Origin of the sequence: Corallococcus sp. AB038B, assembly GCF_003668955.1 — a bacterium.
Classification (GTDB): Bacteria; Myxococcota; Myxococcia; order Myxococcales; family Myxococcaceae; genus Corallococcus; species Corallococcus exiguus.
Map to the genome: position 1 here is coordinate 446,490 of NZ_RAWO01000004.1, position 26,377 is coordinate 472,866.

Below are 26,377 nucleotides of genomic sequence, written 5' to 3' on the forward strand. Positions count from 1 at the left end.
ACGTGAGACCCGCTTCGGGTCCTCAGCGGCCGCGGTGCTCGTTGGAGGCGGCGGTCGTCACGCAGTGAGGAGCCCTGAAGCGGGGCTCCGTTTCACTTCACAGGAGTCACACTTCACATCAATCAGGGGAGAGCCACATGGCCGAGACAGTACATCTGTACCTCAAGGCAAACGGTGCGGACATCAAGGGGGAGAGCACGCAGACGAGCCTCGGACGCGAGGAATCGATCGAGTGCGTCTATTATGAGCAGAGCGTCATCACCGCGCGCGAGGCCGGCTCGGGCATCGCGACGGGCCGGCGGCAGTACCAGCCGTTGCTCATCCGCAAGCGCATCGACAAGTCCTCTCCTCTGCTGATGAAGGCGCTGACGGAGAACCAGGCCATCGAGGCCAGCTTCAAGTTCTTCCGTCCAAACCCGACGGGCGACGGCACCACCGAGCAGTTCTACACGGTGCACTTCAGCCAGGGCCGCGTCGCCAGCATCAAGCAGATGGTGATGGACACCATCGTCCCGGCGACGTCCACCAACCCTCCGCTCGAGGAGGTGACGTTTGTGTTCCACACCATCGGTTGGACGTTCACCAACGGGGGTGTCACGCACGAGGACTCCTGGAGCGCTCAGCGGTAGTGGATTCCAGGGCCCGTGCTCCCCCACGCGTGGGGGAGCGCGGGCCGCGAGGCCGAGGAGGGAACGACGGTGGCTGGACGCGGTCTGTTGTCGCGAATCGAGGCGGGGATGGGCTCGGCCGACCGCGCCCTGGACGTGTCTGAGTCCATCGTCGAGCACCTGCGCGTCCTGCTCAACACGCGCAAGGGTGGGGCGGCCACGGTCCCCGGCTTTGGCATCGTGGACTTCACGGAGCTGGTGCACACCTTTCCCATGGCGATTCAAACGCTGCAGTCCGCCATCCGCGCGACGGTGCTCGAGTTCGAGCCGCGTGTCCGCAACGTCAGCGTGCGCCATGTCCCAGACGCGGACCCCTTGGTGCTACGCTTTGAGATCACTGCTCAGCCTGCGGACCGGGGCGCGCGGGGAATGCTTCGCTTCCGGACCCAGATGTCTCCGGGTGGCAAGGTCGAGGTCTGGTAAGCGTGCCGGCATGGCGGGGGAGCAGCGGTGTTCAGCAAGTACTACCAGAGTGAGCTGACGTACCTGCGGGAGATGGGCCGTGCGTTCGGCACCGTCAACCCCGCGCTCGCCGGGCTTCTCGTGGAGCGCGGCGGCGATCCCGACGTGGAGCGGTTGCTGGAGGGCTTCGCGTTCCTGACCGCGCGGGTCCGGGAGCGCATCGACGACGCCGTGCCGGAGGTGGTCCACGGGCTGACCGACCTCCTGTTGCCGCACTACCTCCGGGTGATTCCGGCCTGCTCGGTGGTGGAGTTCACCCCGCACGCGCGCCTGCTGCGTGGCCGCTCGCGGATTCCCGCCGGCGCGGAGGTGGGCGCCCGGCCCGTGGACGGCACGGCCTGCACGTTCCGCACGACGCGCGCGGTGGACCTGTTGCCGCTCACGCTCTCCGAGACGACGCTCGATCAGTCCTCGCCGGCCTCTCCGGTGCTGCGCGTGCAGCTCCAGGTGGCGGAGCAGGGGAGGTCGGAGATCTTCCAGGAGGAGGGCCTCTCGCTGTTCCTTCAGGCGGAGCTGCCGGTGGCGTCCGTGCTGCTGCTCTGGCTGATGCGCCATTGCAAGGGCGTGGTGCTGCGCAACCCCGCGGGGGGCGCGCCCGTGCGGCTGCCTCCGGACTGCATCCGCGCCACGGGCTTCGAGCCGGACAACGTGCTGCTGCCGTGGCCCGCCATGGCTCCAGAGGGCTACCGGCTGCTTCAGGAGTACTTCACCCTGCCGCAGAAGTTCCTCTTCATCGACGTGCGGGGGCTCCAGGCGGCCGCCGGGCTCACCGGCCAGCGGCTGGAGCTGCTCTTCGAGTTCGAGCGGCCGCCCGCGCTTCCCGGCCGCCTGCCCAAGGACGTCTTCCGGCTGCACTGCGCGCCGGTGGTCAACCTCTTCAGCGCCTCCGCGGACCCCGTCCGCACCGGGGCGCTGGGGCACGAGCACCTGGTGCGCGCCTCCTCTGTCGATCCGGCCCACATGGAGGTGTACTCGGTGGATGGCGTCACCGGGCTCCAGTCTGGCCGGACCGAGCGGCAGCAGTACCGACCCTTCTTCGACTTCGCGCACGCCACCGGGGACTCCCCGCGCTTCTACCGGCTGCGCCGGGCGCTGTCGCCGCTCGACGATGCCCTGGACGTCTTCTTGTCGCTGGGCAGCCCGCGCGACGCCACGCCCTCGCTGGCGGACGAGACGCTCTCCATCGACCTCACCTGCACGAACCGCTCGCTGCCGGCGCGCCTCCAGGTGGGGGACTTGAGCGCGCCCACCGCCTCGTCGCCCACCACCGCGCGCTTTCGCAACATCGTCGCGGTGACGCGGCCCGTGCGGCCGCCGGTGGGCTCCGAGCTGCACTGGCGGCTCTTGTCGCACCTGAGCCTCAACCAGCGCTCGCTGTTGGAGCCCGGCGCCCTCCAGGCCGTGCTGTCGCTCTACAACTTCCAGGCGACGGCGGACCAGCCCACGGCTCGCGCCAACGAGCTGCGGGTCGGCTCGCTGCGTGAAATCAAGGGGCAGCCCGTCACCCGCTTTCTGCGGGGGGCTCCCGTGCGGGGCGTGCAGGTGACGGCGGAGCTGGACGAGGCCGGCTTCACCGGCCCGGGAGACGCGTTCCTGTTCGGGTGCATCCTGGACGAGATGTTCGCCTCTCAGGTGAGCCTCAACTCGTTCAGCGAGTTCGTGTTGCGCCTTCAACCCTCTCAACTGGAGTACCGGTGGTCTCCGCGCAACGGCCGACAGATGATCTGCTGAAGGCGCTCGAGGCGCTGAGCGCCCGCCCCGGGCAATTGGCGTTCCAGCCGCTGGTGGCGTTCCTCGAGCGGCTGACGTCAGCGGCGGTGCCCGTGGGCGGACCGGGGCCGGCCTCGGAGGAGGCCATCCGCTTCCGGCACGATGCGTCGCTTGCCTTCAGCGCGGGCGACGTGAGCCAGCTGCGCATCCACTCCCAGGCGGGCGAGCACGGTGGGCCCGCGCATGTCGTCGAGGTGGTCACCACGTTCCTCGGACTCACCGGTGCCGTCTCGCCCCTGCCGGACTACATCGTGGAGGAGATCGCGCAGGAGGACCCGGATGCCTTGAGCCGGCGCGCGTTCCTCGACCTCTTCCACCACCGGCTGCTCTCGCTGCTCTACCGGGCGCTGGCGCGCTACTCGCTGGAGGCGGAGACGTCCCGCGGGGCGAGCGATGCCTGGTCCCAGCGGGTGCTCGCGCTGGCGGGCGTGGACGTCTACGAGCGCCCCTACTCGGGGCTGCTGGCCCCGGAGCAGTTGCTCCGGCTCGTGCCGTTGCTGGCCTCACGCGCGCGGACGGGCCGGTCCCTGGAGCTTGCCTTGACGGACGTGCTCTCCCCGGTGCTGGGGGAGGCCACCGTGACGCTCCAGCAGTTCGCGGGACGCTGGGTGGATCTGGAGGCCGACAATCGCATGCGACTGGGCCGGGCCAACACCCACCTGGGCCGCTCCATGCTCCTGGGGGCCCGGTTGTTCGATCGCTCGGGGCGCTTCGACATCGTCATCTCGCCCCTGGACGGGGACGTCTATCGCCGCCTGCTGCCGGAGGGGGACCTCTCACCCGTGGTCCGCGAGGTGGTGGACCTCTTCGTGCGCGATCCGCTCGACTGCGCGTTGGTGCTGGGCGTGCGCGAGCGGGCGCTGCCGCCGTTCCGGCTGTCGCGCGAGTCTCCCACGCGGCTCGGGCAGGACAGCTATCTGGGGCAGCGGCGGTGCGACACCCGCCTGCGGACGCGCACCGTGCCGCTTCCGGCCGCCATGAAGCGGGCCGAGTCGTCCGCGCGGTCATGACACCTGGCCCCTCGGTGTTCTCAGCTTCTTCCTCGCGAAGTCCAGGAGCGCACGCATGCGCGTTGAACCCAAGACCCTCGTCAGGCGTCTGACGCCCACTGCCACCCGGATGCTGGAGGCCGCCGTGGCGCGGGCGAACAGCAGCCGTTGCTACGAGATCATCCCGGAGCACCTGCTGCGGCAGTTGCTGGAGGACGACGACTGCGAGGCTTCCCTCATCCTGAGGCAGTTCCAGGTGGAGCGTGCCCGTGTGCTCGCGGCCGTCGAGGACTCGCTGCGGGCGCTGCGCACCGGCAACGCCGGGCGTCCGGTCTTCTCCGAGAGCCTCTTTCAGTGGTTCGAGGATGCATGGCTGATGGCGTCGCTGGAGCAGGGGGCGACCCGGCTGCGCTCCGGCGCGCTGATGGGGCAGTGGATCGCCCGCTCCGCCCGCTACTCCGCCGAGTCCTACCCGGAGCTGGATGCCATCCCGGTGGAGGCGCTCAAGAAGGCCTTCGAGGAGGTGGTGGGGCGCTCGAAGGAGGCGGCGGAGGTGAGCGCCTCGGCCTCGGCGGCGCCGGCGGCGGGGGGAGGCCGTGGCGAGGAGGCACTCACCCGGTTCACCACCTCGTTCACGGAGAAGGCCCGGGCCGGGAAGATCGATCCGATATTCGGGCGCGACCGGGAGATCCGCCAGGCCATCGACGTGTTGGCCCGGCGCCGGAAGAACAACCCCATCATCGTGGGCGAGCCGGGGGTGGGCAAGACGGCGCTCGTGGAGGGGCTGGCGCGAGCAATCGTCGCGGGTGACGTGCCGGAGTCCATGCGCAACCTGGAGGTGCTCGGACTGGACCTGGGGGCGCTCCAGGCGGGCGCGGGTGTGCGCGGCGAGTTCGAGAACCGGCTCAAGGCGGTCATCTCCGAGGTGAAGGGCTCACCCAGGCCCATCGTCCTCTTCATCGACGAGGCGCACACGCTCATCGGTGCGGGGGGGGCGCAGGGCGGCGGTGACGCGGCCAACCTGCTCAAGCCGGAGCTGGCGCGCGGCGAGCTGCGCACCATCGCCGCCACCACCTGGGCCGAGTACAAGAAGTACTTCGAGAAGGACGCGGCGCTGGAGCGGCGCTTCCAGCCCGTCAAGGTGGAGGAGCCGTCCGAGGCGGACGCCGTGCTGATGCTGCGCGGCCTGTGCCCCGCCTACGCGCAGTCGCACGGCATCACCATCCGCGACGAGGCCGTGGTGGCGGCGGTGGAGCTGTCGCACCGCTACATCTCCGGGCGGCAGCTCCCGGACAAGGCGGTGGACCTGCTCGACACGGCGGCGGCCCGGGTGAAGATAGAACAGAGTGCCCGGCCGGACGAACTGGTGGAGGTGGAGTCGCGCCTCGCGGCCCTGGAGCGGGAGCAGGGCGTGAGGGCGCGTGAGCTGGCCGCGGGTCACGTCGTGCGGGAGGAGGAGGAGGGCCCGTCGCTGGAGGAGCGGCTGGCGGCCACCCGTGACACGGTCGCCACCCTGCGCGTGCGCTGGGAGCAGGAACGGGCCCTGGTGGAGGCCGTGCGCAAGGCCCAGGCGGAGCTGGAGGCCGCGGGGGAGGGCGCGGACGTCGCGAAGCTGAAGGCCGAGGTGGCCGAGGCGCGTGCCCGGCTGTCGGCCCTCCAGGGGGAGTCGCCGCTGGTGCACGTGGACGTGGACGCGGACGTGGTGGCGCGCGTGGTGGCGGGGTGGACGGGCGTGCCGGTGGGCAAGCTGCGAGGCAGCTCCGTGGGCGCGGTGCTCTCGCTGGAGGAGACGCTGCGCTCCCGGGTTCGCGGGCAGGGCGCCGCGCTGCGCGCGGTGGCGGAGACCCTCCGCATGTCCCACGCGGGAATCCGCAACCCGAACACCCCCATCGGGGTGCTGCTCTTCGTGGGCCCCAGCGGCGTGGGCAAGACGGAGACGGCGCTGGCGCTCGCGGACACGCTCTACGGTGGGGAGCGCTTCCTCACGACGATCAACATGTCGGAGTTCCAGGAGAAGCACACCGTCTCGCGCCTCATCGGCTCGCCGCCGGGCTACGTGGGCTACGGCGAGGGCGGCGTGCTGACGGAGGCCGTGCGGCAGCGGCCCTATTCGGTCGTCCTGCTGGACGAGTGCGAGAAGGCGGACCTGGAGGTGATGAACCTCTTCTACCAGGTGTTCGACAAGGGCATGTTGTCGGACGGGGAGGGGCGCCTCATCGACTTCCGCAACACCGTCGTCATCCTCACCAGCAACCTGGCCACGGACGCGTTGATGCATCTGCACGCGGGGCCGGAGGCGCCTGGCGCGGAGACGGTGGCCGAGGCGATCCGCCCCATCCTCAGCAGGCACTTCAAGCCGGCGCTGCTGGCGCGCATGACGGTGGTGCCGTACGTCCCCATCGCTCGCGACGTGCTCAAGGACATCGCGGCGATGAAGCTGGCCTCGCTCGCGGAGCGGCTCCACGCGGCGCACCGGGTCCGGACGGAGTTCGCCCCGGAGGTCACCGAGGAGTTCGCCCGGCGGTGCCTGGACAATGACTCGGGGGCCCGCAACGTCGATCACCTGTTGCGCGCGTCGCTGATGCCGCAGCTGTCGCGCGAGCTGTTGGAGCGCCTCGCCGCGGGCGGGGTGCCGGGCCACCTGCGCGTCGGGCTGCGTCCCAGCGGCGAGTGGGACATCGTCTTCTCCGATACGTAGCCAGTGGTGCTTCGGGCCGGAGCGAGGGATGGTTCCTCCGACGGCAGGACGAGACCCCGGGAGGCACCCCGCGTGGATGCCTCCCCCACGGCTTCGGGATAGGAGATTGTCGTGTTGCCCCTCGTGATCCGCATCAAGGGCCTGGATGCGCAGGCGTCGAAGGAAAGGCAGTACGTCTTCACGCACTCGCCGGTCCGTATCGGCCGCAATCAGCTCAACGACCTCCCCCTCCCCATGTCGTTCGTCTCGCTGTTCCATGCGCTGGTCCGGTTCGAGCAGAAGGCCACCTACGTGGTGGACCTGGGCTCGACGAACGGGGTGGACATCGACGGCCGCCGGATCGCCAAGAACGTCCCGGTGAAGGTGGTCGAGGGGATGCGGGTCTCCATCGGCACCATCGAGATGCGCCTGTCGCGCGAGGCGGGAGCGGCGGGGGACGGGCAGTCCCGCATGACGCAGTTCCGCGCGCTGGCGACCCTCATGGGGCCCGATGACGGGACGCCCTCGACCTTCAAGCCGACGCCAATCCAGGGCCGCGTGCAGGTCGTGCCTACCTCGCATCTGCCCGCCCTCGACCCCGAGACCTTGGAGCGGTCCCGTCAGAAGGGGGAGGAGAGCCCCCGCACCCAGCTCGTGCCGGCGCTCTCGGACGAGGATCTGGAGGAGCGGGACGCGGGGCAGCGGACGATCATCTCCCTGGTCCCGCCGGAGGGGGAAGCGCCGGAGAAGCCCCCTCCGGCCAGTGCCCCGCGGCGCCACCGCACCCTGACGGACAGCGTGCGGGTGGTCGCTCCCGGGACCGGGGGGCTTCAGGGCTCCATCCAGCAGCTCGTGCCCCTGTACAACGCCTACCGGAGCGCCTGGGAGGCGCTGCACACGTCGATGGTCCGCCAGGGCGCGGCGTTGCCAGAGGCGGACCGGGCGCAGCTCATCGCCCAGCTCCAGCAGCGCCTGTCCGGGGCGGTTCACGAGCCCCAGTTCGAGGAGTTCGCGCGCTCCCTGGGGGTCTCCGTCCCCCGGCCCGCGGGGGGGAGCTCCGGAGGTGCCGCGCTGCCGCCCGTCCAGGGCTCGGGGAACAGGCTCGACGCGATGGCGCGGGATCTGCTGGGGCAGTTCGTCCGCTCCTACGTGCCGGGCAACAAGGGACTCGAGTCCGGGGCGGACATCACTCGCTTCCTGGATCGCCTGGCGGAGGTGCTGGAGACGTTCGGCCGCGCCTTCGTCGAGCTCCGGCAGGGGCATGATCAGTTCGGCGAGGAGATGGCCGTCACGCTGGCCAACGACGTGACCCCGCTCACCAAGGCCAGGAGCACACGCGACGTGCTGCGCTACCTGCTGGACTGGAAGGCACCGGACAGCGCCCAGCGGGTGCCGCAGCTGATGGGCGGCTTCGTTGACGTGATGATCCACCAGATCGCGCTGATCAACGGCATGCGAGAGGGCGTGCGAGACCTGCTCAAGGGGCTGAGTCCGGGGGCACAGGAGGGGGGCGGCTCGTTCCTGGCGCGGCTGTTGCCCTTCCAGGCCTCGCGGAAGCTGCGTCAGCTCGAGGAGCGGGTCAGGACACTGATTGAAGAGGAGCGCGAGCTGACCTCGGTGCTGTTTGGACCGGAGTTCGCCAAGGCTTATCTTGCGATCGTCGGTGACGCGGCGAACAAGGGCGGCGAGGGAGAGGTGTCATCGGTGTCCAAGAGCCGGTCTCGGGAGTCATGAGGGAGATGAAGAATTCAAGGTCGGCGGAGTGGGTGCGGTGGGGGACGTTGCTGGCGCTGGGGTTGACGGGGTGCAACCGGGCGGCGCCCGTGCGCGAGGCCCCCAAGGCCCAGGCGCTCTGCTTCGCGGAGCGACCCGCGAGGATGCATGCGCTGGCGCCGGAGCAGTGGAGGGCCGAGCCGCTCTTCCAGTTGCTGCTCAGCGGTTACGACGCGCGGACGGGGCAGGTCGCCACGCCGCACACCGACTGCATGGGGACGCCCGTGCTCTGGGAGGACCCGGCGCCGGGTGAGTGCGTCGAGGCGAGTGCCGCGTCGACGCCGCTTCCGGTGAGGCCCCTCACGCCCGCGGACCTGGTGGTGAGCGAGGTCCGCCCGGACTTGCAGCTCGTCTGGGCGGTGGTGCGCCACTTCTCCGACGGTGACGGGATGGGGCCGGTCGCCCTGGTGGAGTCCACGCCCCGTGGGCTGGCGGTCCGCGCCCTGGGCGTCCTCCGGTCTCGGACCCGGAACGCGAAGCTGCGCATGGAGCGGGTGGGCGGAGCCGACCTCCTGGTCGCCGAGGGCGAGCGGTGCTCGGGGCCCAACGCGGCCTCCTGCCAGCGGTCGGTGAGGATGGTGTTTCAACGGGGCAATCGCTTCATCAACGAGTCGGTGCTGAACGCGCAGGGGGCCTGCGCGAGCCCGGGGGTCTTCCAGCTCAACCGCACCGCGTCCCGCACACTCCCGAGCCGGTGGCTCCGCCGCTACGACTACACGGCGGCGCTGAGCTTCGGCACGGACGGCATCCGCGTGCAGGAGCAGATGTTCGTGAACGACCTGGATCCCCGGCAGCCCACCATGCCGGCGCGTCAGTTCCGCAAAGCGCAGATTGAGAGGCGCGTCCAGGTGTCCTCGGGACGGCTGGTGGTGGATGACACGTCGTTGTGGGGCCGTCTCCTGGAGGAAGGCGCGACCGAGTCAGGCCAGTAGGGCCCCAGCTCATCCGGGGCCAGGGCCGGCTCCAGGGCTCCCAGGAGAGGCCCGGCCTGACCGGCGGACCCCCTGGAGACCTGAACCCGCCGATAAGCGCAAGGCTGCCCGCCGGGCTGCTTCCTCTGGTACGGAGGGGGGAATCTGTCGCACAACATCGCCCGTTAACTGGCGCGTTCGGGTGGTCTAGAACGCCGCCGGCCCTCTTCTGGAGCAACAACTGTGAGCAGTCTCATGAAGGAGTCCGTGCTGCGCGTGCACCACTGGACTGACACCCTCTTCAGCTTCGTCACCACGCGGGACCCGGGTTTCCGCTTCGCCAGCGGCCAGTTCACGATGATCGGCCTGGAGGTCGAGGCCCGCCCGCTGCTGCGCGCCTACAGCATGGTGAGCGCCCACTACGACGACCACCTTGAGTTCCTGAGCATCAAGGTGCCCGGCGGGCCCCTGACCTCCCGGTTGCAGCACCTCAAAGAGGGCGACAACATCCTGGTCAGCAAGAAGGCGACCGGCACGCTCGTCCTCAAGCACCTGCTGCCCGGCAAGAACCTCTACATGCTGAGCACGGGCACGGGCCTGGCGCCGTTCCTCAGCCTGGTGAAGGACCCGGAGATGTACGAGCAGTTCGACCGGGTCATCCTCACGCACACCTGCCGGCGGGCCGAGGAACTGGCCTACCACGACCTCTTCCTCCACGAGCTGCCGCACAACGAGTTCTTCGGGGAGCTGGTGAAGCAGAAGCTCACGTACTACCCGAGCGTCACGCGCGAGGACTTCCGCAACACGGGTCGCATCACCGACCTCATCCAGAGCGAGAAGCTGTTCAAGGACGTGGGCCTGCCTCCGCTGAACCCGGAGGTCGACCGGGTGATGCTCTGTGGCAGCCCCGGCATGCTCTCGGACCTCACGACGATGCTGGAGGAGCGCGGCTTCCGGGAAGGTACCCCCGGAGAGCCCGGCCACTACGTCACCGAGAAGGCCTTCGCCGAGCGCTGAAGCGGCCACGCCCCGCTGCCTACTTGAGCGGGTTGTAGCCGGGTTTCTTGTAGAGGCGGTCCCACTGGCCGGCGATCTCCGGCCGGTAGACCGTCTCAGGCCAGTCCGTCGGGGAGATCTCTTCGATGGCGACGGAGATGGCGCCCTCGGTGCTGCCGAGGGCCTCCATGACGTCCTTCACGATCCGCTCGGCGAGCTGGGTCTTCTGCTGCTCGGACTTGCCGGGGTAGAGCTTCACGGTGACGTGGGGCATGCGCCGATCCTCTACTTCTGGGACGGCTCCTTCGCGGGGGCTGGCGTCTTGAACGTCTCCTTGGCGACGTTCATCGCGGACAGGGCCTTGGGCCAGCCGCAGTAGAAGGCCAGGTGCGTGAGCGCCTCGACGAGCTCCGGCTCCGAGACGCCGTTCTCCCGGGCCTTCTTCAGGTGGAAGGGCAGCTGTTCGGTGTTGCCGCCCATGGTGAGCGCGGCGACGGTGACGAGGCTGCGGTCGCGGGGCGCGAGCTCCGTGCGCTCCCAGACGTCGCCAAACAGCACGTCATCCGTGAGCTGCACCATCTTGGGCGCGAAGTCGCCCAGCTGCTGCTTCAGCGCGGAAGGTTCCTTCTTCATGTTCGTGGCTCCCTGGGGCGCGGAGGCGCCCTTGGCGTATTGCGTGTCGCTGACCTTCTCCAGCCAGGTGACGGCCTTGCCGTCGCTCTCCTCCTGGACGGCGATGTGGGTCATCCGGGTGGCCGGCGTGGCGCCGTGCCAGTGCTTGACGCCCGCGGGGATCTGAACGACGTCGCCCTCGCGGAACACTTGAATGGGGCCGTCCCAGCGCTGGAGCCACCCGGTGCCGGACGTGACGATGAGGGTCTGTCCCAGAGGATGGACATGCCACGCGGTGCGGGCGCCGGGCTCGAAGGTGACGGAGCCTCCGGTCGCTCGCCCGGGTGGGTTCGTTCCGAAGAGGGCCTGCCGGTGCACGGTGCCGGTGAAGTGCTCGGCCTCCGCCAACTCCACGGGTCGCGAGCCTCCGCGCGAGATGGCGATCTCCGGGCCTCCCTGGACCGGTGTCGCCGCCATCGGGGACCCGAGGGGAAGGGCCAAGGCGAAGAGGAAGCATGACAGAGGTCTCATGCTTGAAGGGGTACGCCCGTATCCCGCCCGTGGCCAGGAGGCCGGACGTGAATGGGCTTTGAACCCAGGTTTGATAATGAGTGCGCCGTGAAGCTCTACACCCAGGCTTCAATCCCTTTGCGACGGGATGGTTCGCGTGCGAGGCATTGAATTGCACGCGCATGCTTGTTTTCGATATTCAGGCAGGCGCGGTTCTCACCGAGAGGAGTTCCCGATGCTGACGCGTATCGTGAAGAGTGCTTTCGTTGTGATGGGACTGTCCCTGGCGCTGGCCTGCGGTGGAACAGAGATGGCGGACGTCGACCCGACGGAAGGCGTTCCGGCGGATGTCCAGGCGCCCACGACGGACGCGGTCTCGGATGACGTCTCTGCCCAGAACAAGCCGGGCTGTGGTGCCTGGAAGCAGCCGTGTTGCGAGTTGAAGTACTGCAATCAGGGTTACGAGTGCGATCCCTCGACCCTGAAGTGCCTGCTCTAAAGCCACTCCAACTGCCGGCCATCTGGGTCATGATGGCCGGCACATGGAAGGGCCGTGAATGAGATACCTGCTGCTCCTGCTGCCGTTGCTTTCGAGCTGTGCCTCGTCACCCAGAAGTGAGGCCCCTCGGGTCTCCGACACCGACCGGATCGTCCAGGAACTCTGCGGCAAGCAGATGGCGCTGCTGGGGGAGGACTCCAACCACGGCAGTGCCAGGACCGTGGCCTTCAAGGTGGAGCTGACCCGCAGGCTGGTGGAGGAGTGCCAGTTCGACGCCTTCTTCATCGAGACAGGCACCTACGACTTCCTCCGCATCCAGTCGCTGCTGAAGGCGGGCCAGCCTGTCAGCGATGACGTGCTCGTAGCTGCCATTGGCGGGATGTGGGCCAGTCCGGAGATGGCACCCCTGATTCCGTTCCTGTCCGGGCGGCTCCGGGCGGGAACCCTCGTGGTCGGCGGAATCGATGATCAGCTCAACAGGGGCACCTGGGCGCAGAACGAGATGGCGCGTGAGCTCATCCCCTTGTTCAACAGCTCGGGGCAGGCGGAGTGCGGAGTGAAGCTCGAACGGCACCTGGCCTGGCGGTATGACGACGCCCACCCGTACACGGCGGAGACCGCGAAGGTCCTCCTGGGCTGCCTGAAGGATTGGGAGTCGGCGCTCTCCCGGCCCGGAACACCCGCGACACCGGAGCAGCTGCAGATGGCCCGCAATCTGGTGCGGAACTTCACCCGTGAGGCCGCCGCGCGGGCCCGGGCGCTGGAGCAGCCTGATGGGCCTCGGGACTGGAACAATATGAACGCGCGAGATCGCTCCATGTTCATGAATCTGGAGTGGCTCCTGTCCCAGTCCTCCCAGCCCCGAAAGGCCATTGTCTGGACCGCCACGGTTCATGCCGCGAAGGACATGACGCGCGTGGAGGCGGACGATCGGCAGCGGATTCCCTTGGGGACCTATGTCCGTGAGCGGTTCGGGGAGCAGTCCTTCGTGCTGGGGTTCTCCGCGAGCTCCGGGAGCCATTCCCTCGGCGCGAGTGCCCGAACGTTTGTCCTCGCGCCCGCGACCCCCGATTCGCTGGAGGCCGAGGCGTTCGCGAACCACACCGGAGACACCCGGTATCTGGATGGGCGCCAGCTTCGTGAGCTGGGGCCCAGGGTGGCCCGTCCCCTGACCTATACCTCGTGGATGAAGGCCCCCTGGGCAACGGTCATGGATGGGCTGCTCATCGTCCGGGAGGAAACCCCTTCGCGCCCGGTGGCCCGCTGACGCCCCGCCGTACGACCCGGTTGTGAGCGCGGCCCCATTCCTGCTGTCCGCGCGCACGGTTGAATCGGCATGCGCCTGCTTCCAGCTTCGAGCCTCCGGGGGAGGGGGCTCTCATGCGGCTGAGAAGATGGATGGTGGGAGGGCTGTGGGCGTCTTGCTTTTGCGCGCTCCCAGCGATGGCTCAAGAAGAGGAGAAGCCCACCGGTCCGCAGCTGGAGGTCTTCGGCTTCGCGATGACCGACTCGGGCTACAACTTCGGGACCATCAACCAGGATTGGTTTGACGTCTTGCGGCCCACGAAGCTGCCCTCGTTCGACGGTGAGTTCGGCGGCGAGGGACGCGTGTTCTTCGGTGTCCGGCAGAGCCGGCTCGGCATCAAGAGCTTCCTTCCCACCAAACTGGGCGACCTGAAGGTCCACCTGGAAGCGGAGTTGTTCGGGGTCGGTGACGAAGCGGGCCAGACGACGTTCCGGTTGAGACACGCTTTCGGTGAGCTCGGCCAGTTCGGCGCGGGCCAGACGTGGAGCGGGTTCATGGACCCGGACGTCTTCCCCAACTCCATCGAGTACTGGGGACCCAACGGCATGGTGTTCTTCCGCAACGCCCAGATCCGCTGGCGCCCGCTCCAGGGGCCCGCGCACGAGTTGCACCTGTCCCTCGAAAGTCCGGGCGGCTCGGCGGACGTCGACAACTACTCCCAGCGCATCGAGCTGGAGGGCGTCACCTCACGCTTCCCCGCGCCCGACGTGATAGCCCACTACCGGTACAGCGGCGGCTTCGGTCACGTGCAACTGGCGGGCATCGTGCGTTACCTCCGGTGGGATGACCTGAACGACGATGCCATCGACCTGTCCGGGGACACCGTGGGGGCGGGTGTCGCCTTGAGCTCGAACCTGAAGCTCCCCTGGAAGAAGGCCGTGCTCCGGCTCCAGGTCGTCTATGGCAAGGCCATTGAGAACTACATGAACGACGCCGGGGTGGACGTCGCCGTCAAGCTGAACCCTGCCGGCTCCGCGAAGCCGGTCGAGGGCGTGGGCCTGGAGATGTTGAGCACGGTCGCCTTCCTGGATTTGACCTGGAGCGAGCTGTTCACCAGCACGATTGGCCATTCGTTCGTCAACGTCGTGAACTCGAATGGCCAGGGCGACAACGCGTTCAGCGCTGGCAATTACGCCCTGGCGAACGTGCTGGTCCATCCCACGGAGGACCTCTTCTTCGGTCCGGAGTTCTCGTGGGGACAACGCCGCAACTTCCGGGGCGGCTACATCTACGATGACTTCCGGCTGCAGTTCTCGATGCAGTACTCGTTCGACCACACGTTCAAGAAGGAGAAGTGACGCCTACCGCGGGGAGGGCCGGGCCGCGGGCCGCTTCGCGACGTGGAAGACGTTGCCGCCCAGGTCCTTCACGATGGACTCGATGGCCCGCTGCGAGCGCACGCTGTTGCCCGCCTCGTCCAGGGGAGGAGCGAACGCGGCCACCGCGTACTTGCCGGGCACCACCGCGACGATGCCGCCGCCCACGCCGCTCTTGGCGGGCACGCCCACGTCGTAGGCCCAGGTGCCGGAGTCCTCGTAGAGGCCGGCGGTCATCATCACCGCGAGCGTGTGCGCGGCGACGTCCGGACTCACCACCGCCTTGCCGGTGAGCGGATTGGTGCCGCCCGTGGCGAGCGTGGCGCCCATCGCGGCCAGGTCCTTCACGTTCACCGCCACCGCGCACTGCCGCGTGTAGACGTCGAGCGCCTCCGCCGGGTTGCCGGGAATCACTTCATACGCCTTGAGCAGATCCGCGATGGAGCGGTTGCGGGTGTTGGTCTCCGCCTCGGACTTGTAGATCTGCTGGTCCACGGAGAGGTTGCGTCCCGCGAACGCGCTGAGGTTGTTGATGACGCTGTTCCAGCGCGCGTCCGCGTTGGCGGCCTTCAGGTTCCCCACCGTGGCGATGGCGCCCGCGTTCACCAGGGGATTGCCGGTGGGCGGTTCCTCCTGCTGCTTGTTCCGCTCAATCGCCTCGATGGAGTTGAAGGGGAGGCCGGTGGCGTTCACCCCCAGCTTGTCCTCCATCTTCTGGACTCCCATCTCCGACATCAGCCTGGCCGCCGTGAAGGGCTTGGAGATGGATTGGATGGAGAACGCGTGGTCGGTGTCTCCAACGGAGTAGACCTTTCCGTCCACGGTGAGGATGGCGATGCCGAACAGCTTCGGGTCGACCTTGGCGAGCGCCGGGATGTAGTCGGCGTTCTTGCCTTCGGTGACGGCCTTGTTCGCTGAATAGGCCCGCTGCATGGCGGACTGGAACTCCGCGTCGGTGGGGAGCCCGGTCGCGGCCGTTTGTGCCGAAGCGCTCGTCGTGAGCGTGATGGCGGCGATCGCCGCCAGTAGAACACTCCAGCGACCCTGGTTGCCTGCGAGCATGGGGGCTCCTCCCGTTGTGAATGCCTTTCACGGCGGAACGTAGTTCTCCATCGACGGTAGGACAGCCTTGGGGGAGGGGGCTTCACGGGCGCCCCTCTGCCCGTCAGACATCGCTCATGCACCCAGGGGCGGCTCTCCCTGGAGGGATGGGCATGCCTAGCGTGCGGCTCCCTGCCCGGAGGCCGGCGATGGCTCGACAGCCCAGACCGATGACGCCGTGGTGTCCGTGGTTCGCGCTCGGCCTGCTCCTGGCCGCGGACGCCGTGGCACAGACCCCCAAGCGGTCCTTCCTCTTCAATGACTCCCACGTGCACCTGACCAACTATGTCCAGGAGGGCTGCGACATCCGCCACCTGCTGAGCGTGATGGGAGACAAGGTCGGACGGGCCACGCTGTTCGGCATCCCCTTGCAGCAGCAGTGGTCCTACCGGGTGTCAGGGAGCGCCGCGCCCACGTACTACCTGCAGACGGATGCGCCGCTCTACTACTACTCCTTCACGGATGCGTTCATCGCGAACGCGTACCTGTCCCTGCCGAAGGAACAGCGCGCGCGCTTCGAGCCGATGATCACCGGCTTCAACCCGACGGACATGTACGCGGCGGATCACATCCGGCGGGTGCTCACGGTCTATCCCGGCGTGTTCAGCGGCATTGGCGAGTTCACCATCCACAAGGAGTTCGTCTCCTCGAAGGTCGCGGGCGAGGTGGCCAGCCTGACCGACCCGGCCCTCGACCGCCTCCTGGACTTCGCCGGTGAGGTGGGCCTGGTGGTGCTCCTGCACAACGACCTGGACGCTCCCTTCGCGGAAGAGGGGTCGACGCCGGTCCACCTGGAGCAGATCAAGGCCCTGTTCAAGCGGCATCCGAAGACGACCATCATCTGGGCGCACGTCGGTGTCGGCCGGGTGGTGCGTCCGGTGGAACACCACATCGAGTTGATAGAGGGGATCCTGGCGGACCCGGAGCTTCGACACGTGTCCATGGACATCTCCTGGTCCGAGGTCGCCAAGTACGCGGTGGCCACTCCGGAGACAGCACGAAGGGTGGCGGAGACGATCAACCGGTATCCGGAGCGCTTCCTCTTCGGCACCGATGAGGTCTCGCCCGAGACCCAGTCCAAGTATCTGCGCGTCTACACGCAGTATGCGCCCATGCTGGAGATGCTGACCCCAGAGGCCCGCGCGAAGCTGCTCCAAGGAAACTTCGCGCGGCTCTTCGACGCGGCCCGGCTCAAGGTCCGCGCGTGGGAGCGCTCTCAACGACCCCCCGCTGCTGCTCCCTGAGCGCGCCATGTCCCCGCACTTCCGTCGACGCTGTCTCGCGACCCTGCTGGCGCTGCTCGCCGGTGCGCTGGCACTCCTTCCCTTGCGTGCCATGGCCCAGGATGATGCCGCGGTCACTCCTCCGGCGGACACGCCCCCCGTGGATGACCAGGACCTGGAGCCCGCGGAGAACACCGTCGCTGGCGAGTTCACGCCGGCCCGGGGCTTTCAACTGCTGAAGACCGACTGGGGCAGCCTGAACATCAGCCTCTATGGGTTGGTGCGCTATGTGAATCAACTCCCGGGGAATCAGATCTTCATCGACCATCTGGGACGCGAGCACGAGGTCAAGACCCGCAACGACATCAACTGGCACCGCACGATGATCTGGTTCTCGGGCTTCGCGCTGCATCCGCGCCTGAGCTACACGGTGACCGTCTGGTCGCTGCCCACCACGCAGCAGACGCTGGCCTTCGGCAACCTGCAGTTCAAGTTCAACAAGGCCCTCACGCTGGGCGCCGGCATCGGCCCCACGCTCACCTCGCGTTCGATGCAGGGCTCCCATCCGTTCTGGGCTTCCAGCGACCGGCAGATGGGCGAGGAGTTCTTTCGCGGCGGGTTCTCCTCCGCGGTGTGGCTGAAGGGCGAGCCCCTCTCGCGGTTCTTCTACACGGTCTCCGTGAACACGAACCTGAGCCAGCTGGGCATCACCGCCACCAATGACTCGCGCGACCTGGCCTACAGCGCTTCCATCGCGTGGATGCCCACCACCGGCGAGTATGGCCTGCGGGGGGGCCTGGCGGACTTCGAGGAGCACCCGCGGGTGGCGACGCGCTTCGGAATCTCCGCCGCGCATGCGCGGGAAGACCGGGCGAACCAGCTGGGCTCGCCTCCCAACGAGACGCAGATCCGCCTCTCCGATGGGCTGTTGGCCTTCGAGGAGGGCGCGCTCGCGGATGGCGTGACGGTCCAGAAGCTCAACTACCAGGTGCTGGCGTTCGACGTCGGGGCGAAGTACCGGGGCTTCACCTTCCAGGGGGAGTACTTCTTCCGGCGGCTCTCGAACTTCCTGGCCACCGGGCCGGTGCCGCAGGACTCCATCTTCGACCAGGGCTTCTTCGCCCAGGCCATGTACATGGTCGTCCCGAAATACGTGGGCGTGTACTCCTCCGGCTCGCTGGTGTTCGACGAGTTCGACCGCAGACCCTGGGAGCTGTCGGGCGGCGTCAGCGTGTTCCCCATGGCCGCGCGCAGCTGGCGCTTGAACCTGCACTTCATCTACGTCCAGCGCAGCCCCACCGGGTCCAGCTTCGGCTTCTACACCGCTGGACAGACGGGGCCGACCCTCTCGGTGGGCACCGACATCCTGCTCTGACGACGGTGCGTCGCCACGTCAGAGAATGCTCTTACCGAGCTCCAGCATCACCTCGATGAAGCGCCGGTCGGCGAGGAGCAGGGGCACCATGGGGGCCATGGCCGCGGCGACGACGGCCAGCGCGGCGCGGATGTCCACCGGGAACCAGCGCATGCCGCGCGCCGCGGTGAAGGACGTATTCAGGTCTGTTTGTGAGGAGAACTCGGGCGCGCCCAGCGGGTTCAGCCCCTCCGGTAGCTCGCGGTGGAACCACCGCTGCTCGAAACGCCGCGAGTGCCAGGCCGCCACGCCCGAGTAGGCATGGTCCCCCCTTCGCTTCGCCAGCAGGAGCTGACGGAAGAAGAACATCAGCGGCGAGAAGACGACGGTAAGGCAGATGATCGAGAAGGCGGCCAGGTGAATGGCGTAGCCGGTGAAGTTCGCGCTGGAGGCGTGCGCCAGACGCTGCGCGGTGAGCGTGGCGGACAACGCGAGGACGATGACCGAGAAGCTTGCCTGGCAGGTGCCCAGGAAGCCCATTCCGCCCGCCGAGTCCGGATGGGTGGGCACGAGAGAGAGCGGCAGCCTGGAGACCTTGAACAGGAAGATCGCCCACAGGATCGCCCGCCACAGCCAGCGCAGGAGCACGAACCGGATGATCGGCATGCTCACCGCGAGGTACCACCACCCGGCCGGGGTGAGCGGGCCCCCGGGCTCCGCATGGAGCCAGTCCGGACGGTTCGGCAGGTAGGGCACGTGCAAGAAGGACGGGGCGAAGGAGACGACCAGCAACCCGGCCTCGATGACGCCGCTTCGCCGCCCCCGCGCCGCGTCGCGAGCAATGGCCTCGTAGCGGGGCAGGTGCTTCGCATCAATCAGCTCCGCGATGACGAAATGGCGCACGGCCGCCGCGAGGCGCCTGTCGATGTATCCATCGGCCGCGATGAGCAGCGGCAGGGACACCAGGAACTCGACATGGGTCGCCACGTTGCGCAGGAAGGCGTGTGCCAGCGGCCCGCCCTCCAGGAGCGACAGGACGAGGAGCGGCAGCCAGGTCACCAGCATCAGGCAGACGATGCGCGCGGGCTGCGAAATCCGGTCGAGACGGGCGAAGCGGTGCCGCCGGTCGAGCGAGGTTTCCTGGACCAGCGAGAAGTCGAGCAGCGAGGCAGGGACGTCCATGGCAATCCAAAAGCTGTGCCGTGGGTGCGCCTCCTGCCAGTCCGCGAAGCAGCCAGGCCGTGCGAAGGCAGGTCACCCACCGCGCTGACGCGGGCATTCAGCCGTTCAGCCGTTTCCGTCCTGGCCAGGCTGCCTTCGCCTTTGTCCGGCGACGACTACGGCCTGCGCGCCTGCTCTTGCGACGGAAGGCCCAGGGCGGCGGCCAGTTCGGTGAGCTTCGCCTGCACCTTGCGCATGTTCTCCGGGCCCATGCGCAGCAGGTGCTTCTCCGCCGCGCCCAGCGCTTCCAGGTCCGGATCCGCGTAGACGTAGAGCGCGCCCTTCGTCGTGAGCTCCGGAGGCGTCTTGGGGACGGAGACCCGGGTGAGACGCCCGATGGCCTGCGACAGGGTCGCGTCCAGGCTCCGGCCCGGCGGGGCCAGCTCCGCGTGGGCGGCGTCCAGCAGCGGCTTGAGCTCCTGATACACCTGTCCCGCCTTCTTCGCGTCCAGCGAGGTGATGACGCGGGCCACGCCGTCGTAACGGGTATGGCTTTCCGGCGCCGTCACCGTGTGGCCATGACGCTTTGTCACGCGGAAGGTCCCGGTGGGCGCCATGAAGGACAGCGGCATGCGCGGGCTCTGGCCTTCGGCGACCAGGTTCACGGACGCGGCGAAGCGGCGGGCCAGGTCCTCTGAAGACAGCCAGCGCGCGTAGTCCGTGTCGCTGGAGAGGCCCTTCAACTGCTCCCTCACGCGAGCGTCGGTGCCGGAGAGCTGCACCGCCGGGGGCGGAGGCGGCGCTGGAGGCGTGGGCTCGGCGATCGTCGGCGTGGGGGCGGGAGGCGGCTCCGACGTGCGCAGGAAGAAGTAGCTCGACCCGCCCAGGAGCGCCACGACGGCGGCGATGCCCAGGGGCCAGCGCAGGGAACGGATGACAGACGGCGGGAGGGGGGCGTTTTCGCTGGAGCTCATGTGAGTGGGGTCGCGGTGAGGGTTCGAAAAAGGCTTACAGCTCGCCGGCGCGGGCCTGTTCAGCCACGCGGAAGGAGAACTCCGCGCGGCGGTTCTTCTCCGGGGCGTTCGTGTCCGCGGGCCGCTCTTCTCCGTAGGAGATGACGGAGATGCGCCCGGGCTCGACGCCCAGGTTCACCAGGTAGGCGCGCACGCTGGCGGCGCGTCGCTGGCCCAGCGCGATGTTGTATTCCGTCGTGCCCAGCTCGCAGGTGTGGCCCGCCACCGTCACCTTCGCGAGGCCTCGCTGACGCAGGGCCTGGGCGATGCGCGACAGCTCGTCGGTGGCCTCCGACGGGAGCAGGGAGGAGTCGAGCGGGAAGTAGATGGGCGCGGCGTTGAGCGCCGCGAGCGCCTGCTCCTCGTCGTCGGGCGTGGGCCGCGCCGCGTTGCCTCGGTCGCTGGCGGTGGGGGCCGGCGGGTGGGTCGCCGCGTCGGCGGTGCTCGTGTTGGCCGCGCGCCTCGCGCAACCGGTGAGGCCAATCACTGACAGCAGGAGGACCAGGTGGGTTCGGTTCATGCCCTGATACATGAGCAAGGGCTGTGCCGCGGTCCTTCCGTCTGGAGTCTCGCGCGCGGTGGCGCGATGACTCGCAAAGCGCGTCGTTCTAGCGTTGCGAAACGCCGCTGTCGGTCTTCTCCCTGCGGTGGATGGTGGAGACATCAATCCCCAACAGCTCCGCGGCGCGCGTCTTGTTGCCTCCACAGCGGGCGACCACCCACGCGATGTATTCACCCTCCAGCTGTCTCAGCGGCACCACCTGTCCGTGGGCCGCGGCCAGCGGGTGGACCTCCGGCGCGGCCTCCGAGGTGTGCAGGCGCAGCTGGGCCAGGTCCACGGTGGGCTGCGCACCCAGGACGACCAGGCGCTCCACCAGGTTCTCCATCTCCCGCACGTTTCCGGGCCAGGGCATGCGCGAGAGCGTGGCCACGACCTCCGGGGCCAGGGTGGTGACGGACGAGCGCGGATTGCGGGCGCGGGCCTGCGCCACGAAGTGCTCCGCGAGGTTCGGGATGTCCTCCGTGCGCTCGCGCAGCGGCGGCACCCGGAGTGAGACGACGTTGAGCCGGTAGTAGAGGTCCGCCCGGAAGCGGCCTTCCTTCACCCGCGCGTCCAGGTCCTGATGCGTCGCGGCCAGGATGCGCACGTCCACGCGGCGCGAGCCATCCGCGCCCACGGCGCGCACCTCGCCGTCCTGGAGGACGCGCAGCAGCTTCGCCTGGAGCTCCGGAGGCATGTCCCCGATTTCGTCGAGGAAGAGCGTGCCTCCGTCCGCTTCCACGAAGAGGCCCCGGCGCGTGGTGGTGGCGCCGCTGAAGGCACCCTTGATGTGGCCGAACAGCTCGCTCTCCAGCAGGGCGTGGGGCAGGGCGGTGCAGTTGACCGCCACGAAGGGGGCCTGGCTCCGGGGGCCTTCGGAGTGGAGCGCCCTGGCGACCAGCTCCTTGCCGCTGCCGCTCTCGCCCCGGATGAGCACCGGCGCTTCCGAGGCCGCCACGCGGTCGATGAGCTCGTAGAGCGTCCGCATGGGCACGCTGTGGCCCAGGAGCGAGCCCAGGCCGCCGCGCTGGGCCACCTGGCGCTTGAGGTCGCGGTGCTCGGTCCTCAGGCGCCGGGAGTCCAGCGCGCGCCCGACGTGGAGCAGCACCTCGTCCAGGCGGAAGGGCTTGGTGAGGTAGTGGTAGGCGCCGCGCTTCATCGCCTCCACGGCGCTCTCCACCGCGCCGAAGGCCGTCATCAGGAGCACCGGGAGCTCCGGGTCGTGCCGGCGCGCCGCCGCGAGCACGTCCAGCCCGTCCACCTCTTCCATGCGCAGGTCGCACAGGACGACGTCGTAGACGCGGGCCCTCAGCTGGGCGATGGCGTCCGCGCCCCCCGTGGACAGGTCCACGCGGTAGCCCGCGTCCGTGAGGGGCTCCTTCAACATCTGTCCCATCTCCTCGTGGTCATCCACCACGAGGATGCGCGCACTAGACGGCATGCCGTTCCTCCCAGCCGGGCGCGGCGGCCACCGGCCACCGCAGCGTGAAGACGGTGCCCCGGCCGGGCTCGCTTTCGACCCCCACCTGGCCACCGTGGTTGCGGACGATCTGCGCCACCACACTGAGCCCCAGGCCCGTGCCCTGGCCGCGCTTCTTGGTGGTGAAGAAGGGGTCGAACACCTGGTGCAGGTGCTCCGGCGCGATGCCCCGGCCATCGTCCTGGACGCGGATCTCCACCGCCGGGGTGTCTCCCGCCATGCACGTCGTGGCGCTCAGCCGCACGTGGCCTCCGGGGCTGCAAGCGTCACAGGCGTTGAGGGCGAGGTTGAGGAGCACCTGCTGGAGTTGATCCGCGTCCGCCGCGAGGCTGGGCAGCCGCTCGGGCACGTCCAGTTCGAAGTGGACGTGCCGCCTCTCTGCCTCCACGTCGAGCAGCTCCTGGAGGCCCCGCACGAGGGGCGCCAGGGGGACGACGCCGGCCCGCGCGGGTTGCAGGCGCGACAGGTCCAGGAGCTGGCGGATGATGCGGCTCACCCGGTCGATCTGCGTGACGATGGCGTTGAGGCCCCGGCCCTGCGGGTGCTCCACGCCGCCCACCTTCTGGAGCATGTATTCGGCGTGGCCCCGGATGATGCCCAGCGGCGTGCCGATTTCATGGGCCACGCCCGCGGCGAGCACGCCCACCGTGGCCAGCTTCTCCGCGCGCAGGAGCTGGTCCTCCAGCATGCGCACGTTGCTCAGGTCCTCCAGCACCAGCAGCGTGCTCGCCTCGCCGTCGCCGTGCTCCAGCGGGACGGCGTGGACGTTGAACTGGTCCTTCTCGTTGAAGAGGCTGAGCGGTTCGCCGTGCAGGCTGTGCACGGCGCCCTTGTCCCGCGCGGCCAGCACCATCGCCGTCAGCCGCTGCACCGCGGCCATGGGCGCGGTGGGGAAGGCCTCCGGGAGGGTGCTCCCCACGGCGGTGGTTGGCAGGCGCGCACGCAACGCCTGGTTCACGGCGCTGATGCGGCCCTCGCGGTCGAGCGCCAGGATGCCCGTGGGGATGTGGTCGAGGATCTTCTGCGTCTTCTCGTGCAGGTGCGCGAACTTCGCGGCGTGGCGAAGGCTCTCCTGGAGCGCCACCTCCCGGCGGTTGGCGAGCACCACGTAGGTCCCGAACGCGACCAGGAACACCGCCACGAGGAGCGCGGCCAACGACAGGCGCAGCACCAGGGTGCGCTCGTGGGCGCGCAGGGCGCTCGTGGAGGAGAGCGTGGCCACGGACCAGGAGGCCTCGCCTCGCATGCGCAGGGGCCGGAACGTGGCCACCGAGTCCGCGGCCCCCAGTCCCAGGCGCGAGGCCTCCGCCTCGTTGATCCGCAGCGACCCGGAAGCTCCCGCGCGCATCCGCGCCACCAGGGTGCGCAAGCCCGGCACGAGCTTCCCGTCGGTCTCACCCAGCCGCCGGTGCCAGGACGCGAGCGACGGGTCGCTCATGGGCGCGGGCGTGCCGTGGGCGCCCAGGAGGAGCAGCCGCGTGTTCTCCTCCACCGTCACCATGCGCAGCGGCGCGAAGATGGGTTCGGTGTCCACGAGGATGGCGACGACGCCTCCGCCCCCGGGCATGTCGGAGTCGATGCGGATGGCGAAGACTCGCATCCACCCGGAGGACGCGCCTTCGATGGGGGGCGAGGGGATGACGTGCCCCACCGGGGCCGTGAGCGCCTGACGCGCGGTGTCCGCGAGCGCCGGAGGGTGGACGGCCTCCCTCGGCAGGTGGCGCGACTTGTGGTCGACCAGGAAGAGCCGCTCCTCGCCGTCCGGGCCCAGCACGGCGATGGCCCGGTACTGACCCACGGACTCCAGCAGGGCACGCAGCTCGTTGTGATGGTCTCCGGCGGACCCGGGTTGGGCGAGCAGCTCGCTCGCGAAGCGCAGGTTGTCCCCCAGGTCCTCCAGCGACCGGGCGACGCCACTGGCGGCCTCCTCCAGCTGGGCCTGCCGGTCGCGTCCGAACTGTTCCACGAGCGCCTGCCGGTCGCGCTGGATGAACCACACGGCTCCGCCCGCCACGCTGGCCAGGGCAACGAGCAGGAGGACGAGGGGGGCGAGGAGGCGGTGCATGGAGTGCGAGGGAGTCCACACAACGCAAGGCTCGGGCCAGCCGTTCCCTCCAGGGGCCGGCGCCTTGCATCGCGCCGCGACCGCCGCAAATCACCACACCGGGGCTGGCACTTTGCCGGACCTGCCCGGGGCCACCCCCTGGCGGGCCTGGGCTAGAGTGGCCGCCCCCTCAGAAGGAGTGAACATGAGCCAGAACCTCTACGACATCCCCCTCAAAGGCATCGACGGCGCTCCCCGGACGCTCGGTCAGCACAAGGGCAAGGTCCTGCTGGTGGTGAACGTCGCCTCCAAGTGTGGCCTGACGCCCCAGTACGAAAGCCTGCAGAAGCTCTACGCGAGCCGGCAGGGGCAGGGCCTGGAGGTGCTGGGCTTCCCCGCGAACAACTTCAATGGGCAGGAGCCGGGCAGCGAGGCGGAGATCCAGCAGTTCTGCACCTTGAAGTACGACGTGACCTTCCCGCTGTACTCGAAGATCTCCGTGGTGGGGAAGGACAAGCACCCGCTCTACCACGCGCTGACGGGCGCCATCCCGGATGCCACGGGCGACGGGCCCATGCGCGCGAACCTCAAGGGCTACGGCATCAAAGCCAACCCGAAGCCGGAGGTGCAGTGGAACTTCGAGAAGTTCCTCATCGGCCGGGATGGCCGCGTCGTGGGCCGCTTCGCTCCGGACGTGACGGCGGAGGACCCGCGCCTGGTCCAGGCCATTGACGCGGCGCTGGCGAAGCCGGCCTGAGGTCAGGCTTCTGGCGCCGGACCTTGAGTCCGTCCGCAGGCGCGGTTGGCCGGGACGGCCAGGTCGATCTTCTTGGGGTGGGGCAGGTGGAGGTTGTTCATCACCTCGATGAACTCCTCGCGGCTCCTGCCCGCGACCCGCGGGTTGTGGCGCTTCTCCTCGCCGATGCTCGTCACTGTGTTCCCGTGGTAGTCGTGCGCGGGGTAGACGAGCGTCGCGTCCGGGAGCTGGAAGAGGACGCGGGTGATGGAGTCGTAGAGCTGGCTCGCGCTCCCGTTCTGGAAGTCGGTGCGGCCGTTGCCCCGCACCATCAGGGCATCCCCGGTGAACACGCGGTCGCCCAGCAGGTAGCTCACGCTGTCGTCCGTGTGGCCCGGCGTGGCGAGCACCTGGAAGGCGCACTGTCCGACGTGCACCGTGTCGCCGTGCCGCACCTGGATGTCGGCGCATCGGGCCCCGCCAGTCCCGGCCACCACCTGGCATTGCGTGCGCTCCCTCAGCGTGCCGGACGCGGTGACGTGGTCCGCGTGCACGTGGGTGTCGAAGACGTGGGAGAGGACGAGCCCCAGCTCGCTGACGAGCCGAAGGTCGCGGTCCACCTGCTCCAGCACCGGGTCGATGAGCGCGGCCTGGCGCGTGGCCTCGTCACCAATGAGGTACGTGTAGGTCGAGGACTCGGAGTCGAAGAGCTGGCGGAAGAGCATGTCGAAGTCTCCGACCCATGGGGCCATGATACGGGGAGGGGGCCAGCGGGGCTCACGGCGTCCCTGAATCCTTTGACAAAGCTATGTCTTCTTCAATCGTCCTTCCGCTCCTGGGTGGAGTTCTTATCGGTCTGAGTGCCTCGCTTCTGTTGCTCGCCCAGGGGCGCGTGGCGGGCATCAGCGGCATCGTTGGGGCGCTGCTCGGCCCCATCCGGGAGGATGTCTCCTGGCGGATTCTCTTCCTCGGGGGCCTGCTCACGGGGGGCCTGGTGCTGGCGTGGCTGCGTCCGAGCGGGTTCCCGGCCTCCGTGCCCCTGGACCTGAGGCAGCTTTCGCTGCTGGTGGGTGCCGGGCTGCTGGTGGGCTTCGGTTCCCAGTTGGGAAATGGCTGCACCAGTGGGCACGGCGTCTGCGGCATCAGCCGGGGCTCCGTGCGTTCCATCGTGGCCACGCTGACGTTCATGGCCACCGGCGCGCTCACCGTCTTCTTCGTCCGCCACGTGTTCTGAA

Annotated in this window: 24 protein-coding genes; 15 read left to right on the plus strand and 9 right to left on the minus strand. The window is 69.0% G+C overall.

All coding sequences use genetic code 11. From position 1 onward, the window contains the following. Positions 1–137: 137 nt before the first annotated feature. The 8 genes from tssD to D7Y04_RS21165 all read left to right on the plus strand — a co-directional run bounded on the left by tssD (position 138) and on the right by D7Y04_RS21165 (position 10,267). Complete coding sequence (gene tssD, locus D7Y04_RS21130; RefSeq protein ID WP_120595948.1) at positions 138–629, plus strand: type VI secretion system tube protein TssD; 492 nt, start codon at positions 138–140, stop codon at positions 627–629. Positions 630–644: 15 nt separating this feature from the next. After that, on the plus strand, positions 645–1,091 hold the full coding sequence (gene tssE / locus D7Y04_RS21135; RefSeq protein ID WP_233601519.1) for a type VI secretion system baseplate subunit TssE: 447 nt from the start codon (positions 645–647) through the stop codon (positions 1,089–1,091). Between the two features lie 27 nt (positions 1,092–1,118). Further along, positions 1,119–2,861, plus strand: a complete 1,743-nt coding sequence (tssF, locus tag D7Y04_RS21140) for a type VI secretion system baseplate subunit TssF (RefSeq protein ID WP_121760483.1) — start codon at positions 1,119–1,121, stop codon at positions 2,859–2,861. Then, positions 2,825–3,910, plus strand: coding sequence for a type VI secretion system baseplate subunit TssG (tssG, locus tag D7Y04_RS21145; RefSeq protein ID WP_171807896.1), 1,086 nt, complete (start codon positions 2,825–2,827; stop codon positions 3,908–3,910). The genes tssF and tssG overlap by 37 nt, the downstream gene beginning before the upstream one ends. A gap of 55 nt (positions 3,911–3,965) precedes the next feature. Further along, on the plus strand, positions 3,966–6,587 hold the full coding sequence (gene tssH / locus D7Y04_RS21150; protein ID WP_121760484.1) for a type VI secretion system ATPase TssH: 2,622 nt from the start codon (positions 3,966–3,968) through the stop codon (positions 6,585–6,587). A 111-nt stretch (positions 6,588–6,698) separates the two neighbouring features. Then, positions 6,699–8,300, plus strand: coding sequence for an FHA domain-containing protein (locus D7Y04_RS21155; protein WP_121760485.1), 1,602 nt, complete (start codon positions 6,699–6,701; stop codon positions 8,298–8,300). 5 nt (positions 8,301–8,305) lie between these two features. Then, positions 8,306–9,271 (plus strand): hypothetical protein, encoded by a 966-nt coding sequence (locus tag D7Y04_RS21160; protein ID WP_121760486.1) that lies wholly within the window; start codon positions 8,306–8,308, stop codon positions 9,269–9,271. Positions 9,272–9,493: 222 nt separating this feature from the next. Further along, on the plus strand, positions 9,494–10,267 hold the full coding sequence (locus tag D7Y04_RS21165) for a ferredoxin--NADP reductase (protein WP_171807899.1): 774 nt from the start codon (positions 9,494–9,496) through the stop codon (positions 10,265–10,267). Between the two features lie 19 nt (positions 10,268–10,286). Here the strand turns inward: D7Y04_RS21165 and D7Y04_RS21170 are convergent, their stop codons facing one another. Then, on the minus strand, positions 10,287–10,520 hold the full coding sequence (locus D7Y04_RS21170; RefSeq protein WP_121760487.1) for a tautomerase family protein: 234 nt from the start codon (positions 10,518–10,520) through the stop codon (positions 10,287–10,289). A gap of 11 nt (positions 10,521–10,531) precedes the next feature. Next, positions 10,532–11,335 (minus strand): carboxymuconolactone decarboxylase family protein, encoded by an 804-nt coding sequence (locus D7Y04_RS21175; protein ID WP_233601520.1) that lies wholly within the window; start codon positions 11,333–11,335, stop codon positions 10,532–10,534. A 268-nt stretch (positions 11,336–11,603) separates the two neighbouring features. Here D7Y04_RS21175 and D7Y04_RS21180 point away from each other — a divergent pair, with 268 nt between their 5' ends. The 3 genes from D7Y04_RS21180 to D7Y04_RS21190 all read left to right on the plus strand — a co-directional run bounded on the left by D7Y04_RS21180 (position 11,604) and on the right by D7Y04_RS21190 (position 14,471). After that, on the plus strand, positions 11,604–11,867 hold the full coding sequence (locus D7Y04_RS21180) for a hypothetical protein (RefSeq protein ID WP_120595957.1): 264 nt from the start codon (positions 11,604–11,606) through the stop codon (positions 11,865–11,867). Between the two features lie 58 nt (positions 11,868–11,925). Then, positions 11,926–13,134, plus strand: a complete 1,209-nt coding sequence (locus tag D7Y04_RS21185; protein WP_121760489.1) for an erythromycin esterase family protein — start codon at positions 11,926–11,928, stop codon at positions 13,132–13,134. A 176-nt stretch (positions 13,135–13,310) separates the two neighbouring features. After that, positions 13,311–14,471 (plus strand): DcaP family trimeric outer membrane transporter, encoded by a 1,161-nt coding sequence (locus tag D7Y04_RS21190; RefSeq protein ID WP_199749708.1) that lies wholly within the window; start codon positions 13,311–13,313, stop codon positions 14,469–14,471. Positions 14,472–14,474: 3 nt separating this feature from the next. Here the strand turns inward: D7Y04_RS21190 and glsA are convergent, their stop codons facing one another. Further along, the gene (gene glsA, locus D7Y04_RS21195) at positions 14,475–15,551 is read right to left on the minus strand and encodes a glutaminase A (RefSeq protein WP_121760491.1); all 1,077 of its coding nucleotides are present in this window, start codon (positions 15,549–15,551) and stop codon (positions 14,475–14,477) included. A 188-nt stretch (positions 15,552–15,739) separates the two neighbouring features. Here glsA and D7Y04_RS21200 point away from each other — a divergent pair, with 188 nt between their 5' ends. Then, positions 15,740–16,834 (plus strand): amidohydrolase family protein, encoded by a 1,095-nt coding sequence (locus D7Y04_RS21200; RefSeq protein ID WP_199749709.1) that lies wholly within the window; start codon positions 15,740–15,742, stop codon positions 16,832–16,834. Between the two features lie 7 nt (positions 16,835–16,841). Beyond that, a complete protein-coding gene (locus tag D7Y04_RS21205) occupies positions 16,842–18,188 on the plus strand; it encodes a hypothetical protein (protein WP_120595962.1) in 1,347 nt (448 codons plus the stop codon). 18 nt (positions 18,189–18,206) lie between these two features. Here D7Y04_RS21205 and D7Y04_RS21210 read toward each other — a convergent pair whose 3' ends face one another. From D7Y04_RS21210 to D7Y04_RS21230, 5 genes are all read right to left on the minus strand, one after another. Then, on the minus strand, positions 18,207–19,349 hold the full coding sequence (locus tag D7Y04_RS21210; RefSeq protein ID WP_121760493.1) for a hypothetical protein: 1,143 nt from the start codon (positions 19,347–19,349) through the stop codon (positions 18,207–18,209). 155 nt (positions 19,350–19,504) lie between these two features. Continuing rightward, a complete protein-coding gene (locus D7Y04_RS21215) occupies positions 19,505–20,302 on the minus strand; it encodes a DUF3014 domain-containing protein (RefSeq protein WP_121760494.1) in 798 nt (265 codons plus the stop codon). Between the two features lie 34 nt (positions 20,303–20,336). Further along, the gene (locus D7Y04_RS21220; protein WP_121760539.1) at positions 20,337–20,861 is read right to left on the minus strand and encodes an OmpA family protein; all 525 of its coding nucleotides are present in this window, start codon (positions 20,859–20,861) and stop codon (positions 20,337–20,339) included. Positions 20,862–20,949: 88 nt separating this feature from the next. Continuing rightward, the gene (locus D7Y04_RS21225) at positions 20,950–22,323 is read right to left on the minus strand and encodes a sigma-54 dependent transcriptional regulator (RefSeq protein WP_121760495.1); all 1,374 of its coding nucleotides are present in this window, start codon (positions 22,321–22,323) and stop codon (positions 20,950–20,952) included. Next, on the minus strand, positions 22,313–24,427 hold the full coding sequence (locus D7Y04_RS21230) for an ATP-binding protein (protein ID WP_121760496.1): 2,115 nt from the start codon (positions 24,425–24,427) through the stop codon (positions 22,313–22,315). Before D7Y04_RS21230 ends, D7Y04_RS21225 begins: the two co-directional genes overlap by 11 nt. A 184-nt stretch (positions 24,428–24,611) precedes the next feature. Between D7Y04_RS21230 and D7Y04_RS21235 the strand changes: the two genes are divergently transcribed. Continuing rightward, positions 24,612–25,163: a glutathione peroxidase gene (locus D7Y04_RS21235; RefSeq protein WP_120581150.1), complete on the plus strand. Its 552-nt coding sequence runs from the start codon at positions 24,612–24,614 to the stop codon at positions 25,161–25,163. Positions 25,164–25,165: 2 nt separating this feature from the next. On the opposite strand, the gene D7Y04_RS21240 is transcribed toward D7Y04_RS21235, so the two are convergent. Beyond that, positions 25,166–25,867, minus strand: a complete 702-nt coding sequence (locus D7Y04_RS21240) for an MBL fold metallo-hydrolase (protein ID WP_121760497.1) — start codon at positions 25,865–25,867, stop codon at positions 25,166–25,168. An 83-nt stretch (positions 25,868–25,950) separates the two neighbouring features. Between D7Y04_RS21240 and D7Y04_RS21245 the strand changes: the two genes are divergently transcribed. Then, positions 25,951–26,376, plus strand: a complete 426-nt coding sequence (locus D7Y04_RS21245; protein WP_120598505.1) for a YeeE/YedE family protein — start codon at positions 25,951–25,953, stop codon at positions 26,374–26,376. Position 26,377: the final 1 nt, after the last annotated feature.